General features: G+C 61.1%; 11 protein-coding genes. All 11 read right to left on the minus strand.

Translation table 11 applies throughout. The annotated features are described in order from the left end of the window. Window positions 1-24: 24 nt before the first annotated feature. On the minus strand, window positions 25-4206 hold the full coding sequence (locus tag RIF72_RS01745) for a DUF4011 domain-containing protein (protein WP_309073169.1): 4182 nt from the start codon (window positions 4204-4206) through the stop codon (window positions 25-27). Between the two features lie 177 nt (window positions 4207-4383). Beyond that, entirely contained in the window at window positions 4384-5973 is a 1590-nt protein-coding gene (gene guaA, locus RIF72_RS01750) for a glutamine-hydrolyzing GMP synthase (RefSeq protein WP_017200327.1), read from the minus strand. A gap of 107 nt (window positions 5974-6080) precedes the next feature. Further along, window positions 6081-6581: a DUF3817 domain-containing protein gene (locus RIF72_RS01755; RefSeq protein WP_309073170.1), complete on the minus strand. Its 501-nt coding sequence runs from the start codon at window positions 6579-6581 to the stop codon at window positions 6081-6083. Next, window positions 6578-7435: an SURF1 family protein gene (locus RIF72_RS01760; protein WP_309073171.1), complete on the minus strand. Its 858-nt coding sequence runs from the start codon at window positions 7433-7435 to the stop codon at window positions 6578-6580. The genes RIF72_RS01755 and RIF72_RS01760 overlap by 4 nt, the downstream gene beginning before the upstream one ends. A 72-nt stretch (window positions 7436-7507) precedes the next feature. Next, on the minus strand, window positions 7508-7996 hold the full coding sequence (locus RIF72_RS01765; RefSeq protein WP_309073172.1) for a PTS sugar transporter subunit IIA: 489 nt from the start codon (window positions 7994-7996) through the stop codon (window positions 7508-7510). A gap of 47 nt (window positions 7997-8043) precedes the next feature. After that, window positions 8044-9798, minus strand: coding sequence for a glycerol-3-phosphate dehydrogenase/oxidase (locus RIF72_RS01770; RefSeq protein ID WP_309073173.1), 1755 nt, complete (start codon window positions 9796-9798; stop codon window positions 8044-8046). Window positions 9799-9966: 168 nt separating this feature from the next. After that, window positions 9967-11103 carry a GuaB3 family IMP dehydrogenase-related protein gene (locus tag RIF72_RS01775; protein WP_091468893.1) on the minus strand — a complete coding sequence of 379 codons (1137 nt, stop codon included), beginning with the start codon at window positions 11101-11103 and terminating at the stop codon, window positions 9967-9969. 42 nt (window positions 11104-11145) lie between these two features. Then, a complete protein-coding gene (locus RIF72_RS01780) occupies window positions 11146-13035 on the minus strand; it encodes an ABC transporter ATP-binding protein (RefSeq protein WP_309073174.1) in 1890 nt (629 codons plus the stop codon). Window positions 13036-13138: 103 nt separating this feature from the next. After that, window positions 13139-14650 carry an IMP dehydrogenase gene (gene guaB, locus RIF72_RS01785; RefSeq protein WP_309073175.1) on the minus strand — a complete coding sequence of 504 codons (1512 nt, stop codon included), beginning with the start codon at window positions 14648-14650 and terminating at the stop codon, window positions 13139-13141. Between the two features lie 244 nt (window positions 14651-14894). Continuing rightward, window positions 14895-16976 (minus strand): acyltransferase family protein, encoded by a 2082-nt coding sequence (locus RIF72_RS01790; protein ID WP_309073176.1) that lies wholly within the window; start codon window positions 16974-16976, stop codon window positions 14895-14897. After that, the gene (locus RIF72_RS01795) at window positions 16973-19036 is read right to left on the minus strand and encodes an acyltransferase family protein (RefSeq protein WP_309073177.1); all 2064 of its coding nucleotides are present in this window, start codon (window positions 19034-19036) and stop codon (window positions 16973-16975) included. The genes RIF72_RS01790 and RIF72_RS01795 overlap by 4 nt, the downstream gene beginning before the upstream one ends. Window positions 19037-19105: the final 69 nt, after the last annotated feature.

Raw genomic sequence — 19105 nt, forward strand, 5'->3', positions numbered from 1 at the left:
CCCAGGTCTGCTGGCGTGTGGGGCTCAGCCCCAGTGCGGGGGCTTCTGTTCCTTCAGCCACTGCTCATGGTCATAGCCGGAGTCATCGCCCCATCGCCGGGGATCATCTTCTGCAGCCTTCGTAGGAAGAATTCCGCGGGAGGCTGTCTTAGCTGCCGCAGCCTTGGTATCCGCTTCTTCTTCATTGGCATTGGTGACCGGCTCGCCGGAGTCCTGCGTGGCGCGGTCTTCTGTGCCTTTTTCCTGATCCATCAGTGGTGCTTCTTTCCCATTCTCCGCATAGCCGTCGGCCTCGGCAGCGCCATGCTCCTCACGGACCGTGGCCTGACCTTCGTCGACTGCATAGCCGACGGCAACCGGGGCCGCCGTTGGCTGCTCCTTGCCCGGATTCAATTGTTCACCATCCGAATGCAGGAAGCCATGGTGGGCCGATGCCGACTGGGCGATGTGGTTCTCAAGCCCCAGGTACGAACCAATCCGGTCTGCGCAGGACGAAGGATCCGTGAATACTTCGATAGTCCAAAGCGACATGTAGCGCCAACCCATACGCTCCAGCAATTGAGGCCGCAACCGGCTCCGTTCACGGACGCTCATTCGCCGGTACCGTTCAGTGCCATCCGATTCGATAGCGACAGGGGTGGGGACTTCCGCACCCTCGCGGCCGATGGTGTGGACGGGATCCGCCGCCGCCGCGATATCCAGCACGCCATCGTAAAGATGCCAGACCCGGGCTCCGCGGGCACGCAGGCGTTCGCCCAGATCGGCGACCAAGGGATCCTCACCCAGCGCCTGCTCACTGGCTACAGCGCGGGAGGCAGGTGTGCCAAGGTTGCTGTTACCGGAGAGTTCCCGGTCCAGCAGTTCATAGAAGTCCACCGCCCCATGAGCCAAGCGATCGAGGTCGAGATCCTCAGGCCGGAAACAGGTCAGGACGTGCATGGAACGTCGAGCCCGTGTCATCGCCAGAGCGAAGCGGTTCCGCCCGCCTTCCGTGGACAAGGGGCCAAAGGAGTGGAGCGCCCGGCCGTGCGGGGTGCGGCCATAGCCCAGCGAGAAGATCACGTGGTCACGCACCAGTCCTTGGGCGCGCTCCAGATCCACCACCCGGAAGGACTCGGGGCCTGCTCCGAAGAAGCTGGACAACAGGGAGTGGTTAGGCAATTGGAGCCTGATGGCCTCACCGATCCTGGCAGCGTGGCGCAAGCTCGCGGTTACTACTGCCAAAGAAGTACGAGGCCGGAGCCTGGCGTGTTCGAAGACAAGGTCAACCACACGGTTGACTTCTGCAGTGACAGACTCGACGCCCTCGTGGTCCGCTCCAGGCAGCCCAGTGCCGTCTGGTATGTACTCCACGTGGATCGACCGGTCCAGGCCGGTCACCGAATTGCCGTCGGGGAGGCGCCGGAGACCGCCGTCGTAATAGTTCTTGCTCAACTGAAGGATCAAGTCCTCGTCCACCGCGCGATAGACCCAGTTCAGTTGCCAAGTGGGCAGCACCCGGGCCAGCGCCTTGAAAGCACTGTCCACGTTCTCATGGCTGGCCACCCCGGCAACCGGAGGTTCCACGGCTACGCTGAATGTACGCGCATTGGCGATTTTCGCATCCCCGAAGGCAACTACCTGACGTGCCCGGGCAATCGCGGGAAGAACCGCCTGCAGAGAAGTGGATTCGGCGTCGATGACTACCACGGCGTCGAACTTTTGTTCGGCCGGGAGAACGCCTGTGAGCAAGTAAGGGCTGACGGACCACACAGGAACCAACAGGGGCACAAGATCCGGCGCTTGGGCGCTCAAGGCGGGCAGCGTCACCCGGCCGTCCTTCAACAGGGCACGGAGCAACTCCGCCTGCCGTGGGTGCTCAAGAAGGCCCTGACGCCACTTCTGGGCCAACTGCCAACGAAGGCGGGCCGCACCACTGGCGATGTGTGCTTGGTCAGCCAAGCGGTATTCCGCTTCGAGGCGTCGCAATGAATCGCCGTCGGACATGGCGAGATAGTCATCACCACTGATCATGGCTTCCAAAGCGGACTGCCACCAGGCAAGGTCCAGTTCGGCGGCGACGGATGACGCCGGGACTTCCCGGGCAGCAAGGTCAGCCAGCAGCTCTCCGAGCCCGTGCTCCCGCATTTCCTCGATGAGGAGAGTTCGCTCAGGAAGGGTTTCCAAAGTGGCCGTGTCCGCGACGAGTCGCTCGAGGCGTTCCATCAGTTGCAGATACGGGGTGTCGTGCAACGAACCGCCATCGGAAGTGTGCTTGAGCGCATCGCCCAGGCGACGCAGTTCGGCGTCGAGCTCGCGGTAGAGGGCTCCGAGGTCGGCAAGGCCGGAGGGCACCGCCGGGTGTCGCTGGGTTGTGGCGTAGCCTGCCCACAGGGCGCGCTGCTCCTGGACCAGGACCAGGGAGCTGTGGAGGTCCGCGATGTGGACACCCGGGCGTACGTACTCCTTGGCGACCCGGCGCAGCCGGGAGCGCTGCATGGAGGGCATCTCAAGATTGCGCTCACGGCGCCAGGCGGAAGTGGCGGTGGCTGAAATGAGGTCGTGCACCGGCCGATCGAAGATGTCCGGGGTGAACTTGTCCAGGCTCTCGCGGACGGCAATCAGCAGTTCAAGCTGTGCCCCCCACTCGGTAAAGGTTTCGCCCAGGCGAATCTCGGCGTGATCGGAAACCTGCTTCATGCGATCCCGAAGGACGGGGAGCTTCTCCTCGGCCAAGCGGGCGAGCTGCTGTGCTTCCTCGGTCTCCTTGCGGGTGACCAAACGGGCACCATACCAAGGGCTGGAGGTGGAGGCCCGGCTGAAACTACCAAGTTCGGCAGCGCGACGAAGCCGGCCGGCGAGCTCTTCACGGTCCTTGATGTTGTCCAGGACGCTTCGCTTCAAGCGCACCGTAGTGGAGGGGGCCGGATGGATCGACGTCAGCTCGGCGAGTGATTGCATCGCCTGATAGGGCGAGCAGCCCCAGCGCTCACGGACATTGTGCAGCGAGGCAACATGGTCCATCAGGGCATGACGGTGGCCTATCAGTGTCTGGTGAAGGTTGCCAAGCTGTGGTTCAAGCGCTTTCTCATTGCGCATGATGGCCCTGACCAGCTGGCCCTTGAGCTGTTGCGGAGTGGTCCCGTTACCAGGCTTGAAGAGCATCGACTCGAGGCCCAGCGATTCAAGGTGAGCAGAAAGACCCGCGAGGCTGGATTGCCTGTCTCCTACCACCAACACGGACTTACCTTCGCTGACCAAGGCACCGATGGCGTTAATTGCCGTCTGCGTCTGCCCACTTCCCGGAGGAGTGGAGACAACAAGGGAGTCTCCCGCGCGAACGGCATCCACCACATACTGCTGGTCCGTATCGGCGTCGAGCAAAAGAAGTTCATCAGCCGGATCCCGAAGATCCAGACTGGGGAACCTGCCCGCTTTTATTGGCTCCGGCTCAATGTCTCCGCCGTTGGCTGCGGTGGAAAGTGCCGCAACCGTGGGGTTGTTCATGTTGATCCAGGGATCATCCAGATTGCCTGAAAGGTCAGCCAGAGTAGTGACCAGCAGGTTGAACTCCACCTCTGCACCGTGAATAGGCTGAATGAGCGTGGACAACCGGTCCAGAACCGGTTGGGGATCCAATCGGGCCGTGTTGTAAGCCATGCGTGCCACGGCGTTGACGTCGAAGACGATTCCATGGACTGTCTTCAGGTGACGCACCAGCGCGGGGTTCATGCGCGCTTGTTCAGTGAGTTGAAGTTCGAAGTCGTCTTCACCCGGCCTGACCGTAAGGACGATGGACGTGAGCATCACAGGCGCGGAGACGCGCTGCGGCTTGCCACCAACGGCCGAGGTCCACACCACGGTCCCGGCGGACAAGTACCCGGCCTCGATGCCGCGGTCGTTGCTGAGCTCGAAGATCTTGGACCGGATGTTGCGGGCCGCCCTGGCCGCCACCAAGTACTGTTGGCGGTCCCTGATGAGCGTGGACAGCCGTGTTCTGCGACCGGCGAGCAATTGCGCCAGCCCGGAAGGGTGCGCATTGCTGAGATCGATCGCGCCTTCAGGCGTCTTGACGAAGCGCAGCATCGTATCTGCCCCGGTTACGGGCTTGAGACCAGACAGCCATTTGCGGAGCTCTTCGGAGCCCTCTTCCTGGCCTAGACCTACTGACACGACTTCTGCCTTCTTTTCTGTACTAGCTTTAGACGCCTTGGACCATACCGGCATAGTTTCGAGGGTAGCGGGAATCCTCGGCCAGCCCGCTCCGCAACGCTGTTCCAACGTGAAATTCGCCGTCATTTCACAGCTGGCAGCGTTTTCATGGGGAAAAGGCGTATCCCGGATGACGTAGCCCGGTTCAAGCACAGTGGCCGGCCTCCCAAAGGAAGCCGGCCACTCAGAATGCTATTCCCACTCGATGGTTCCCGGTGGCTTGCTGGTGACATCCAGTACCACGCGATTAACGCCGTCAACCTCGTTGGTGATCCTGTTGGAGATACGGGCAAGCAGGTCGTACGGCAATCGCGACCAGTCTGCCGTCATGGCGTCTTCGGAAGACACCGGACGCAGCACGATCGGGTGGCCATAGGTCCGGCCGTCGCCCTGAACTCCAACGCTGCGGACATCAGCCAGGAGGACCACCGGCATCTGCCATACGTCATTGTCCAAGCCGGCAGCTGTAAGCTCGGCGCGGGCAATGGCATCAGCCTTGCGCAGCAGGTCCAGGCGTTCCTTGGTCACTTCGCCCACGATGCGGATTCCCAGGCCGGGACCCGGGAAGGGCTGGCGACCGACGATTTCCTGCGGGAGGCCAAGCTGGGCACCAACGGCACGGACTTCGTCCTTGAACAGGGCCCGCAGTGGCTCGACGAGCTCAAACTGAAGGTCCTCCGGGAGCCCACCCACATTGTGGTGGCTCTTGATGTTGGCAGCACCCTCGCCACCGCCGGATTCGACGACGTCCGGGTATAGCGTGCCTTGAACCAGGAACTTGATCTTTTCACCTTCGGCAGCGGCCTGGGCGATGATGGCCCGCTCCGCTTCCTCGAAGGCGCGAATGAATTCCCGGCCAATGATCTTGCGTTTGGTCTCTGGATCGCTGACACCGGCCAATGCTGACTGGAAGCGCTCCTGCTCGTTGGCAACGTACAAGTTGACACCCGTTGCTGCCACGAAGTCGCGTTCAACCTGCTCTGCTTCGCCTTCACGCAGCAAGCCGTGGTCAACGAACACACAGGTCAACTGGTCGCCGACTGCGCGCTGGACGAGAGCAGCAGCTACTGCAGAGTCGACACCACCGGAGAGGCCACAGATGACCTTTGAATCGCCGATCTGCTGGCGGATACGGTCCACCTGCTCTTCGAGGATGTTGCCCGTGGTCCAGTTGGGACTCAGGCCCGCGCCCTTGAACAGGAAGTTCTCCAGGACGTGCTGTCCAAGGACGGAGTGCTTCACTTCCGGGTGCCACTGCACACCGTAAAGGCGCTTCTCATCATTGGCGAAGGCCGCCACTGGGGCTCCGGCCGTGGTTGCCAGCACCTCGAAGCCTTCGGGCGCCTCGTGAACGGAATCGCCGTGGCTCATCCACGTGTTCTGGGACGACGGGACGCCGTCGAGAATGGAGCGTGCGTCACCCACAAGGAGCGCTTCGGTGGCACCGTACTCCCGCAAACCGGTCTGGGCCACCTTGCCACCCAGGGCATTCGCCATGGCTTGGAAGCCGTAGCAGATGCCAAAAACGGGAACGCCGGCCTCGAAGAGGTCAGCACCCACAAACGGTGCACCCTCCGCGTAGACGCTGGAAGGCCCTCCGGAGAGAATGATGGCTGCCGGGTTTTTGGCCAGAAGCTGCTCGGTGGTGAAGGTATGCGGAACGATTTCCGAATACACATTCGCTTCGCGGACGCGGCGGGCAATCAGCTGCGCGTACTGGGCACCGTAGTCAACAACCAGCACCGGCTTCTGGGAAGTTTGGGGTGCGGTGGGAGTAGTCACCAGACAAGACTACTTTGCCGGGCCGCCCCGGTGCACGTTGACAAGGGCGGTCAAGGCCCAAAACAGCGCCTACCGTTAGGCATCTCACACCGGGACGTCGCGAGGACCTAGTAGCGCTTGGATGCCTGCGGGTTGGCTGCGAGTTCCGCTTCCACCTGAGCGTGGAATTTCTTCTCCACGATGAAGGACAGAAGCGGGACGACTCCACCCAAAGCCAAAAGGACCATTTTGGAGAAAGGCCAGCGCATGAGGGACCACAAGCGGAAGTTTGAAACCAAATACACCACGTACATCCAGCCGTGGACGATCAGCACGGAAGTCGAGATGTTGAAGCCACCAATGACGCCCTTGGGTTCGGATTCAGCAAAGCCGAACCCAAACGGTTGGCCCGTAACTGCATTCGTACCGCCTGCGAAGAGCGAGACACCAAAGCCGTAGCGGGCAATCAACTCGGCGCACAGCAGGAGCAGCATGGCACCTGTGAGGTAAGCCATGACCTTGTAAAACTTCAACGCCGAACGGATTTGCGCTTCCGTGCCACCGAAGCGCCGCTTCTTGGGCTTGGGTCCGGATTGTTCGGGCTGGATAGCCGGTTTTGGCTCAATCATTGCTGCACCTTTTGTTCTGGCTCTGGGCTTGTGGGTTCTGCGGTTGCCTCGGGATGGCCTGCATCATCGAAGTCGTCATCCTCGTCTTCGTCTTCTTCGAGGTCGCGCCGGTAGTCGTCTTTCACCAGACGCCACCAAATGAAGATTGAGAATCCGGCAAAGACGACCCATTCCACCGCGTAGAAGAGGTTTAGCCAGTTGACTTGCTCTGCAGGTGGCTGCGGCGGGATATTGAGTGGCTTGACGTCGTCGCCAAGGGCTATGGCCACGCCGGCTGAGACTTCCGAAGTCGCGGCGATGAATCCTTGGTAGCTGGAGACTTCCCATTTGTTGATGAGCTCCGCCGTTGAGACTGCAGATGCCCGGCCTGGACCGGCGTCGACGTTTGGTACCGGTGCTTCCGATGGGATGAGGCGACCGGTCAAGGTGATGGTTCCCGACGGCGGAGGTCCGGCTTCGGCGGCGTCGGCCACCCAACCGCGGGCCACCGGGATCCATGTCTGGGGAGAAGCGCCCGCGCCCTTGATTGTGGGCGCGTTGTTGACGGCAAAGGCTGAGACGATCCAGAAGCCTTCTTGGTCGTTGTAAAGGCGGCCCTCAACAAGGACCTGCTTGCCGGGATCGTACGTTCCTGTAGCGGTGACCATCTGGTCCGAGACCGAGCCGGGGAAGAACTGGCCCGGCTGGAGAACGTCCGCCAGCGGTTTCACTTCTTCGATGCTGGACGGTGCGGGGGGCTCGTGCTGGGCGGACCGGCTGAGCTGCCATTGGCTGAGCAGCACAAACACCCCGGACAACAGAAGCGCAAAGACCAGTCCTGCGATCCAGCGGGGTTTCAACGCGGTTTTCAACACCCCTTAACCGTACTTCGTCCTGCTGTAGAACAACGAAACGGGATTTCCTGGAGTGGGGCAGGACCCCAATCTCTAGTGGTCGAAGAACACCAGGCTGGAGTTGATGAGTTCGGAGATGACCTCGGTGTCGTGTGCCCGGCGCAGGGATTCCCGGAATGACTCCTTCGAGAGGGAACGCGCCAGCGTGGCAAGAACCTCGAGGTGGTCGGAGAAGGAACTGGCCGGCGTGGCGATAAGGAGGACCAGGGTTGCCGGACCGTCAGTTGCACCGAAGTCCAAGGCATGCCCAAATTTGGTCACGCCTACCGCAATGGAGATCCTGTCCACGAATTCGCTACGCGCATGTGGCAATCCGATGCCACCCGGAAGCCCGGTGGCTAGCTGGTGCTCACGCGAATGCACTTGCTCCAGGAAGCCTTCAAGATTGGAGATTCTGCCTGCTGCGTGGAGCCTGTGAGCCAGTTGCGCTGCGGCATCGATCTTGTCTTTGGCAACAAGTTCAAGGATGACCGTATCCGGGGTGGTCAGTTCCGCGTCGTAACGGTCAAGTGGTTCAGCCAAGTTGTGTTCCCTCCATGTGGCCTCCCGGCCTCAATTCCTTGAGCTGATCAGCGAAGGGGGACGATGTCATCCACTCCCATGCGCGCGGCGTCGGCCGATTCGTCATCGGGTTGCTGCTGACTAAGTCGTTCAGCTTCCACCCGCGCCAGGTAGTGCTTGATTTCGCTCTCGCGCTGGGTCTCGCTCCAGCCAAGGATTTCTCCCATCAGCTTAGCTACTACGGGCGCAGCAGACACACCCCGGTCCCACGCTTCGATGGAGATCCGGGTGCGGCGGGTCAGAACGTCGTCAACATGGCGAGCGCCCTCGTGGCTTGTTGCATAGACAACTTCAGCAGCCAAGTAGTCATCTGCTCCCGGGAGGGGCTCTCCCAGTTCCGGCCGTCCAGCGATAATGTCCAGGACCTCGTGTGTCATGGATCCGAAGCGGTTGAGCAGGTGCTCCACGCGTGCAACGTGCACACCAGCCTGCTCGGCGGACCTGCCGCGTCGGTTCCACGCTGCTTTGAATCCCTCAGCGCCCAGGAGCGGAATTGTTTCAGTGCAGCTGGAGGGAACACGTTCGTCCATGGCCCTGGTTGCCTCGTCCACGGCGTCTTTGGCCATGACACGGTACGTCGTGTACTTGCCGCCAGCCACCACCACGAGCCCGGGCACAGGGTGTGCCACCACATGCTCCCGGGACAGCTTGGCAGTGGAGTCGTTGTCACCAGCGAGCAGCGGGCGGAGGCCTGCGTACACACCTTCCACGTCCTCGCGGGTCAGGGGACGCTTGAGGACCTTGTTGACATGTTCCAGCACATAATCGATGTCCTTGCTGGAAGCTGCCGGGTGTGCCTTGTCCAACGTCCAATCGGTATCTGTTGTGCCGATGATCCAGTGCCTACCCCAAGGGATCACAAAAAGCACAGATTTTTCGGTGCGCAGGATCAGCCCGACCGTGGACTGGAAGCGGTCTCGGGGCACCACAAGGTGGATTCCCTTGGAGGCCCGCACCTTCAGCTGGCCACGGTCCGTCACCATTGCCTGTGTTTCATCTGTCCACACGCCGGTAGCGTTGACCACTTGCTTCGCCCGAATTTCGAAGACTGCGCCATCCTCTTGGTTTTCCACTTTGGCACCGACCACGCGTTCCCCCTCGCGGAGGAAATCAACCACGCGGACGCGGTTCGCTGCGTGGGCACCATAGTGGGCCGCAGTCCTCACAAGGTTCACCACCAGTCGGGCATCATCCACCTGGGCGTCGTAGTAGCGGATGGATCCAACGAAGGCATCTTCTTTAAGGCTCGGAGCTGCGCGTAGGGTTCCGCGTCGAAAGAGATGCTTGTGCATCGGGACGCCTCGGCTGTGGCCGGACGTCAAACCCAGAGTGTCGTAAAGCATGATTCCCGCGCCGACGTACGGGCGCTCCCAGATACGGCGCGTCAACGGGTAAAGGAAGGGGACGGGGCGCACCAAGTGCGGCGCGATCTGCTGGATCAGCAGCCCCCGTTCCTGAAGGGCTTCCTGGACGAGGCCAAAATCCAGCATCTCCAAGTACCGCAGTCCACCGTGGATGAGCTTGGACGATCGGGAGGACGTGCCGGACGCCCAATCCCGTGCTTCGACGATGCCTACCGTGAGGCCGCGAGTCACTGCGTCCAAGGCGGCACCGGCTCCTACTACACCGCCGCCAACAATCAGGATGTCGAGCTCCTTGCCCGGCTGGGCAGTGGCTTTCAGGACTTCGATCGACGCGGCTCGGGATTCCGGGCTCAATGCTCCCGGGGAATTCACCTGCGGACCGCCTGCGACATTGCTCATCGGACCCCTCCTCAAACGAACAGCTGGTAGTCCCCTACCCTACTTGTTGCTCGCCGCCTTGGGCAGGGCGTTGGAAGTGACCGCCATGGAAGAACCGCAGCCAACGAAGAAAGCCCCTGTTGGCTCCGATGGGATTCGGAGCCAACAGGGGCTTTCAGCGGGTAGTTATCAGTTGCCTGCGTAGGGCGAAACCACGACGTCGACGCGCTGGAACTCTTTGAGGTCCGAGTAGCCGGTGGTCGCCATGGAGCGACGCAGGGCGCCAATAAGGTTGGACGTTCCGTTGGTGTGGTGGCCGGGTCCGAAGAGGACCTCTTCCAATGGACCAACCGTTCCGACATTGACGCGATCGCCGCGGGGCGATTCAAGGTGGTGTGCTTCAGGACCCCAGTGCCAGCCCCGGCCCGGTGCCTCTTCGGCACGCGCCAGTGCACTGCCAAGCATGACGGCGTCGGCACCCATGGCAATGGCCTTGACGATGTCGCCGGAGCTGCCCATTCCGCCGTCGGCAATGACGTGGACATAACGCCCACCGGACTCGTCCATATAATCGCGGCGGGCGGCAGCGACATCGGAAATGGCTGAAGCCATGGGCGAGTGGATACCGAGGGCCCGACGCGTAGTGGTGGTGGCGCCGCCGCCGAAGCCGACCAGGACGCCGGCAGCGCCGGTGCGCATGAGGTGCAGGGCGGGCGTGTAGCCGGCTGCTCCGCCTACAATCACGGGAACATCGAGTTCATAGATGAACTGTTTGAGGTTCAGGGGCTCGTGATTCTTGGAGACATGCTCAGCTGAAACCGTGGTTCCACGGATAACAAAGATGTCGACGCCGGCAGCCACCACGGTCTTGTAATGCTCCTGGGTGCGCTGCGGGGTCAAGGATCCTGCTACGGTCACGCCGGCGGCGCGGATCTCGGCCAAGCGGGAACTGATGAGTTCAGGTTGGATGGGTGCCTGGTAAAGGTCCTGCATGCGCCGCGTGACTGCAGGGCTGTTGGTTTCGTCAGCCAGGTCCGCGATCTCGTCAAGAACCTTCTGGGGATCCTCGTAACGCGTCCAGAGACCTTCGAGGTCAAGGACTCCCAGGCCGCCGAGACGACCAAAAGCGATGGCAGTGTCCGGGGACATCACTGAGTCCATGGGAGCCGCGATAACGGGGGTGTCGAACTTGTAGGCGTCGATCTGCCAGGAGACAGAGACGTCCTTCGGGTCACGCGTCCGGCGGTTCGGGACGATCGCGATGTCATCCAGGGAGTAGGCACGACGCCCACGCTTGCCACGGCCAATCTCAATCTCATAAGTCACTGCTCGAGTTTATCCCACCAAAACGAAGGCCCCGGTTTCCCCCTAGGTGTTCCGGCTGGTCTCATCCACCGAGAGCTGGGATTCGAACATCCGAAAATAGCGTCCCTTCAATGCCACCAGTTCCTTATGGGTTCCCTGCTCTGCAATGCGGCCGTCCTCCAGCATGTACACAATGTCTGCCTTCTCGATGGTGGCCAAGCGATGACTGATGGCAATGATGGTGCTGCTCCGGTCTGCGAAAAGCCGGGTGAAAATACGATGTTCCGCCAGAGCGTCGATGGCTGACGTGGGCTCGTCCATGACCATGAACGAAGCATCGCGGTAGAAGTTGCGTGCCATGGCCAGACGCTGCCATTGGCCACCCGACAGCCCGCTTCCCTTGCGTCCGCGGGGGTCCTCCATCCAATTGCTGACGTGGTTCTCCAAGCCGTTGGGCAACTTGTTGATGAATTCCATGGCTTCTGCGTCCGAGGCCGCCCGCCGGACCCGGTCGTCGTCCCGGGGCTGGTCCACATCGCCGAGATAGATGTTCTCTGCCGCGGTGGCGAACTCATATTTCAGGAACTCCTGGCTCAGCACTGCGAGGTGACGGTGCCAACTGGTGACGTCAATCCCGGCGAGGTCCACGCCGTCGAGCAGAACCTGGCCGGAATCGGGGCGGTACAGTCCTGCCAGGATCCGGATCAGTGTTGATTTACCGGCACCGTTCTCCCCCACAATAGCGATGTGCTGACCTGCCCTGATGGTCATGGAGATGCCCTTGATGACTTCGATATCGCTCCCCGTGTAGCTGAACCGGATGTCCCGCAGTTCCACGGTGGCGGGCGACGTGGACAACGGCTTTTCTTTTCCGCTGGGGACAGGAAGGGCCATGAAAAGCTCGTAGTCTTTGAGGTTGGCGAGGTCCTCGTCTATGGAGCTCAGCGAAGAGACAAGGCTGTTGGCAGTGGATAGCGCGCGGCTCACAATCTGCTGCACGTACAGGAACTGACCCACCGGCTGTGCCCTGGCGATGATCTGGCCAACAACCCAGATCAGGGACACAACCTCGGCTCCGTATTGCAGGGAATCGGCGGCAAGCTGCTTGGGGATGTATCGCTTTTGGAAGTCCAGGCGCCTGCGTTCGTCAGCATCCCGCAGCCTCGATCGCAGATCCATGAGGTACCCAACGATCCCGTACAGCCGCATCTCGGCAATGTGTTGGGGCCGCAGCAGGTTTTGTTCGATCATCCGGCGTTGCCGCCTCGAATCCACCTGCGTATTCCAATGCGCGATCTGTTCGCGGGACAGTTTGAACTGCAGGTAGACGCTGGGCACGATGGCCACCAGTACGATGACTGCAATCCACCAGCTGACCAGGAGCAAAGCACCGATGGCCAGGACCACGGAAACGAGCTGTGTGAAGATGGCGGCAATCCGATCCAGGACGCGGGCATACGAATCGGAGAACCGCTTGGCGCGGTCGTAAAGATCCACGGTTTCTTTATCGTCATAGCGCCAGAATTCCAGCGCGAGGAAGCGCTGGTACATCATGTCGCCTACGATGGCGCCCACTTTGAAGCTCATCAACTGCTGGATGTAACGGTCAACACTACTGAAGGCGCCCCAGAACAATCCCAACGCCGCAGTGATGATGACGTACAGAATGGCCCGCGGACCGGCGTCGGGGTCTCCCGCATAACCGGCCGCCAGTGCTGTGGTGGTCAACGCAGCGAAATACGTGGTGACCAGCGGCAACGTGGCCGAAATCAAAGACCCTGCCACCTTCATGATGACCGCGCCGGGTGAAGCTTTGAAGCTCACCTTAAGGACCTGCCCGACGGCGCGGGCGTACGGCCGCAAGGCGAGCTTGCGTGGCGGCGTCTTGCCCGGTGGGACTGGGTTCAGCCGGACCGACTCCGGGTGCCGCGGTTGTGCGGGCTCTTCTGGCATGTGCCCAGCCTATTCTTCGGGACCGACAATTATGTCGCGTCGTTTTAAACAGCTGTTCCCCATGGAAACTTCCACAGGGAACAGCTGTTTAACAAATAGGTGATCAGCGGGAGCCGTAGTTCGGGGCTTCGACGGTCATCTGAATGTCATGCGGGTGCGATTCCTTCAGGCCTGCGGACGTGATGCGGACGAACTTGCCGCGTGCCTTCAGCTCCGGGATGGTGGGGGCGCCCGTGTAGAACATGGTCTGGCGGAGGCCACCCACCAACTGGTAAGCCACGGAGGCCAGCGGGCCGCGGAAGGCAACGCGGCCTTCGATGCCTTCGGGGATGAGCTTGTCGTCGCCCGAGACATCGGCCTGGAAGTAACGGTCCTTGGAGTAGGACGTGTTCTTGCCACGGGACTGCATCGCCCCAAGGGAGCCCATGCCACGGTAGCTCTTGAACTGCTTGCCGTTGACGAAGATGAGCTCGCCCGGGGACTCTTCACAGCCGGCGAGGAGGGAGCCCAGCATCACGGTGTCGGCTCCGGCAACCAGTGCCTTGCCAATGTCGCCCGAGTACTGGAGGCCGCCGTCGGCAATCAGCGGAACACCGGCAGGGATTGCTGCCTTGGCGGATTCGTAGATGGCGGTGATCTGCGGTACGCCCACGCCGGCGACGACGCGGGTGGTGCAGATGGACCCCGGACCCACGCCTACCTTGATGCCGTCAGCACCGGCGTCGATCAGTGCCTGGGCACCTTCACGAGTGGCTGCCTGGCCGCCGATGATGTCTACATGCGCCGCGATGGGATCAGACTTCAGGCGGCGGATCATGTCCAGCACACCTTGGGAGTGACCGTTGGCGGTATCAACGAACAGTGCGTCCACGCCGGCGTCGATAAGCTTCATGGCGCGTTCCCAACCGTCACCGAAGAAACCGATGGCGGCACCCACGCGAAGGCGGCCTTCGTCATCCTTGGTGGCCAACGGGTACTGCTCCGCTTTGGTGAAGTCCTTGGTGGTGATGAGGCCCATCAGGCGGCCCTGCTCATCAACGAGCGGAAGCTTCTCGATCTTGTTGGTGGCCAGCTTGTGCGAGGCTTCTTCACGGCTGATACCCACATGACCGGTGATGAGCGGCATCTTGGTCATGGCGTCGCTGACGCTGCGCAGCGGGAATTCCGATTCCGGAATGAAGCGGGTATCGCGGTTGGTGACGATACCCAGCAGGCGTCCGTCCGTGTCCACGACGGGAAGCCCGGAAACACGGTAGCGGGAACACAGCTCGTCCAGCTCCTGCAGCGTTGCCTGCGGGCCAATGGTCAGCGGGTTGGTGATCATGCCGGATTCGCTGCGCTTGACGCGGTCAACGTGCTCGGCCTGGTCATCGATGGACAGGTTGCGGTGAACCACGCCCAGACCACCCTGACGGGCCATGGCGATGGCCATGCGGGACTCGGTCACGGTATCCATTGCTGCCGAAAGCAAGGGAGTCTGTACTGAGATGCGCTTGGAAATACGGGAGGACGTGTCAGCGTCGGACGGGATGACGTCTGTGTGGCCGGGAAGCAACAGGACGTCATCGTAGGTCAGGCCAACAAAGCCAAAGGGATCGTGTTCGGGCTGGGTCATGAGTGTGCGCCTCTTACCTGGGTTCCGGGGGCTTAACTGGTAGGGGTTGCAACTGATGACCAGCCCGTCATTACGGGACTGGCCTGTGCAGAGAGTACCTGTGCAAAAGTTGCCTGTGCAGAAGGTATTGGATAAATACTAGAACCTCCGCGCCGATCGCCATATTCCGCGACGCCTGACTGTGAGCAACAGCACTGGCGGCAGGCCGCCGTCGTACGTTTGAGACGGCCGACGAACGGTGAACCTAGCTCGCGGACCACCCGGTAGCGGCCAGCAGCCGCTGTTCAAACATCGGGATCATGGTTTGAACATAGGTCTTGGTGAGGTGGTTGTCGTCCTTATAGACGTAGACGTTCCCAACCACCGCAGGACAGGTCCCCTGCTCGCAGATGAAATCGCTCATGTCCATCAGGTACAACCGTTCCACCTTGCCGACGTAATCGTCCAAGGGTGACGACGCCGCCAAGGATTCTTCAAGAGGCACATTGCAGTCGGGCGAATCCTTGCCCTTCTTCTGCACGCACTCGGGCACATTGAAGCTGAACCGTGGGTTGTCCCGGACACCCACAACATCGATTCCCAGGTCCGTGAACGGCTTGATGCCTTCGAGGTATCCAGGTACTTCGGTTTCAAAGGGAGCGTCGACGTGAGTGAGGGATGCAACAGTGAAAACTGCATCCGGCTTGTGCTCCATCACGTAGGCGGCACTTGCCTTGTTGAATTCGTTGCAGAAATCCGGGCGCTCCGGTGATTGGGCACCGAACCGGCAGCCACCTTTAAGCAGCGTCACCACTTCCCAGCCGTGCTTTTTGGCAATCGGGCCAAGGGCAGCCGTGTACTGCTGGGAATGGGAATCACCGAGCACCACAATCCTCTTGGTGACCACCTCCGGTTCCTCATTCTGCAGGCAGTCCTGCAGCAAAGGATCGCTTGGTACGTTGTCGCCGGTGCACTGACCATCGACGTTTGCCCACTCGTCCTTCATAGCTGCGGGCGCCGGGATGATCAGGGCTTCTTCACTCGGCTTACCCGTGTACTCGGGCGACAACGCGGCAGCACCCGGCGTCAGCTCGTGGGGCTGATCCGCAATCGCTGCAGCTTCAGCGGAGATGGCGCTTTGCCACACCGTGACAGGTAATGCCAACAACGCACCGCACGAGGCAATCACGACGGCGGCCCTCCAGGACCGCACGTCCGGCCACTTCCAGCGGCGCAGGGGCACTTCCACATATCTTGTGGTGGCGACGGCCAACAGCATGGAAACCGTCATGATTCCCAGGCCTTGGAGGAGGCTGGGCGCGGTAGTGCCGGTGGCCAGGAGGAAGAACACCAAAACCGGCCAGTGCCACAGGTAGAGGGCGTACGAGTTGTCACCCACCATGACCAGCGCCCGCGAGCCCAGGAAACGGTCAACACCGAAGGGGCTACCGCTGTGCCCCGCGATAATGACGGCTGCGGCCGCAAGGGTGGGCCAGAGTGCTACGAAACCAGGGAAGGAGCGGTCCACTGTGAGCATCAGTCCGCAGGCGAGCATTGCTGCGATACCGAACCACCCAAGGAAAACACGGAACCGGCGTCCTGGTTTCAGGTAGGGAATGGCCAGGGCCAGAAGAGAACCCAAAGCGAATTCCCACAGGCGGGCACGGGTATCAAAGTACGCGTGGGCTTGGTTGTTGGCGGTCTGCTCAATGGAGAACACAAGCGATGCCAGGAAGACCGCACCGAAGGCGATGAACAGCAGTTGCCTATGGGTTATGACCTTCCGCTGCGGAATCATCTTAGCCAGCTGCGGCTGCAGCAGTGCGACTCCGGCGAAGATCAACGGCCAAAGAATAAACACCTGGCCTTGCACGGATAACGACCAAAAGTGTTGCAGGGGGCTGGCGTGAACGTGCTGCTGGGCGTAGTAGTCCACCGCGAAAGCGGCCAGCTGCCAGTTTTGCCGATACATGAGGGATGCCCAGGCCTCCGTGAGGATATCGGGCCACCGGCTCTGCGGAATGAGCGCCCAGGTCCCGGCCAGGACCGCCAGCAGGACAACGACGACGGCGGGCAGCAGGCGCTTGAACACGTGGAGCCAATGCCGCAGGAGTCGAAGTGGCTTATGACTTTCAAGCTTGCGGGTGAAGGACAACGTCAGCAGGAAAGCCGAGATCAGGAGGAAGACGTCCACGCCGCCCGAGACCTTGCCGAGCCAGATATGGTAGGCCGCGACCATGAGCACTGCCAGTGCACGGAGGCCTTGGACTTCCGGGCGAAAGCCGGGTTTCGACGTCGTGGATTCCTTGACCGCCGGGGCAGCCGCTCTTGCGCGTGTGTCCATCATCGTTGCCACCCTGTCGCGGCAAACCACCTTTCATCGAGCATGCCCGCCATGCTCTTGACGTACGTTTTGGTCAGGTGGTTGTCATCCAAGTAGACGAAGGTGTTGCCGATGATGGGCGGGCAGTAAATCCCCAGGCACACTAGATCGGTCATATCCAGCAGGATCAGGTCCTGGTATTTGCCCGTCACGGCCTCAAAGGGGCTGGGCTCAGCCAGGACGTCCGACTTCAGCGGGCGGCAATCAGGGCTGTCCACCCCTTTGGCGAGGGCGCAGTCCGTCAGGCTGTACGTAAACCTTGGGTTGTCCCGCACTGCCACCATCTGGATGCCCAGTGCTGTCACCTCCGGAACAAGGTCCTCAAAGCCGTGGGTCAGTCTCTCGTCAGGCAAGGACGACACAGCCGCCGTGCCCACCATAAAGATGGCATCCGGCGCATGGTCACGGATGTGGCTGCGCACGTCGCTGTTGAACTCGTTACAGCCGGGCTCCGACTCGGGATCTTCCGTCATGAAGGGGCATGCTCCGTACAGCAGCGAGTAGAGGCGCCAATGATGCTGCTCCGCCAACACTTCCAAGGCGGCAAGCCACTGCTGGGAATGGGAGTTGCCTACCACCAGTACTGTCTTGGTGGCGTCGGAGCCAACACCGTTCTGCCGGCAGTTGTCCTGCAGCAACTTCGATTCGGGTTTCGTGTCCCCGGAGCACCCGTCGGGCAGTTGGGCCCAGTCACGCCCGATTCTTTCCGCGGTGGGCTGGGTGAGCGCGTTTGGAGCCGCTTCATTCACATAAGTGGGCAGGAGTGCCTTCGCCCCGGGATTATCGAAGACCATTCGCGCCTCGGCGGCTTGCTGGTCCAAGTCCAGCCTGTACTGGAAAGCGAGCAAGGGTGCAGACACGACTGCCAGGCAGGTTACGATCGCGATGACCGAGCGGCGGCGCTTCATCTCGGGCCATTTCCATTCCCGGAACGGCTTCTCAACGAACCTTGTGGTCAGGAAAGCCAATACGAGTGACAGTGCAATGATGGCCGTGCCGGAAAGCCAACCGGCTTGACCCTTGCCGCTCCAGGCCAAGGCAATTACCAGAATGGGCCAGTGCCAGAGGTAAAGGGCGTAGGAGTTGTCACCGAGCCGGACCAGGAATTTGGAACTCAGGATCCGGTCCACGCCGTAACGGCTCCCGGTCTGACCGGCCGCGATCACCGCGACCGCCGCCAGCGTAGGCCACAAGGCGACGAATCCCGGGAACGCAGTCTGTACTTGCAACAGGATGCCGCAAGTGAGCATCGCTGCCACCCCTACCCATCCCAAGATCACCCGGACAGGTTTGGAGAAGTTCAGGCCCGGTAGCACCAATGCCACCAGCGTGCCCAAGGCGAATTCCCACAAACGGGCAAAGGTATCGAAGTATGCCACGGCCTGGTTGCTGGCAGTGAAGATGATGGAGTAGATAAACGAGACCAGGAAAATGATCGCGAAAACATACACCAGAGTGGCGCGGTAACGGAGGGCAAAACGGCGGCACACCAGCGCTACCGTTGCAAAGATGATGGGCCATAGAATGAACACTTGGCCCTGGATGGACAAGGACCAGAAGTGCTGCACAGGGCTCGCCATGCTGTGGTCGGTAGCGTAATAGTCCACCGCCAACTCCTGCAACAGCCGGTTTTCAAAATAGAACAGCGAAGCCCAGGTTTGCTGGACAATTTCAACCCAACGCGTGGCGGGCAGGAAGACGAAGGTTGCTGCGAGAGTGCCCACGAGAACCACGACGACGGCGGGCAGCAAGCGCCTGAACAGGTGCAGCCAGTGGCGCACAAGGTCCATGGGGCGGCCCTGTTTATAACGTCCCGTGAACTGGAGGGTCATGAGGAACGCTGAAATCAGGAGGAAGACATCAACGCCTCCGGAGACCCTGCCGATCCAGATGTGGTAACTGACCACCATCAGGACTGCGAGGGATCGAAGGCCCTGAATTTCAGGGCGGAAATTAGACTTTGCAACGGGTCCGGCAGAGCGCCTACCGTGGTGGGCAGGGGCTGGAATCGTTGGCGTCGTCACGTTAGGCAGTTCCTCAAAGCTCTGGCACAAAGGGTCAATATTACGCGGTTTCAGTCGCGCAACCGATGC

This window comes from Paenarthrobacter sp., assembly GCF_031180005.1.
Taxonomy (GTDB): Bacteria; Actinomycetota; Actinomycetes; order Actinomycetales; family Micrococcaceae; genus Arthrobacter.

Coding starts and splice junctions, on each gene's coding strand:
- RIF72_RS01755 (WP_309073170.1), bottom strand. CDS start 6,581: ATGATTGAGCCAAAACCGGCTATCCAGCCCGAACAATCCGGACCCAAG.
- RIF72_RS01770 (WP_309073173.1), bottom strand. CDS start 9,798: ATGAGCAATGTCGCAGGCGGTCCGCAGGTGAATTCCCCGGGAGCATTG.
- guaB (WP_309073175.1), bottom strand. CDS start 14,650: ATGACCCAGCCCGAACACGATCCCTTTGGCTTTGTTGGCCTGACCTAC.
- RIF72_RS01745 (WP_309073169.1), bottom strand. CDS start 4,206: ATGCCGGTATGGTCCAAGGCGTCTAAAGCTAGTACAGAAAAGAAGGCA.
- RIF72_RS01780 (WP_309073174.1), bottom strand. CDS start 13,035: ATGCCAGAAGAGCCCGCACAACCGCGGCACCCGGAGTCGGTCCGGCTG.
- RIF72_RS01790 (WP_309073176.1), bottom strand. CDS start 16,976: ATGATGGACACACGCGCAAGAGCGGCTGCCCCGGCGGTCAAGGAATCC.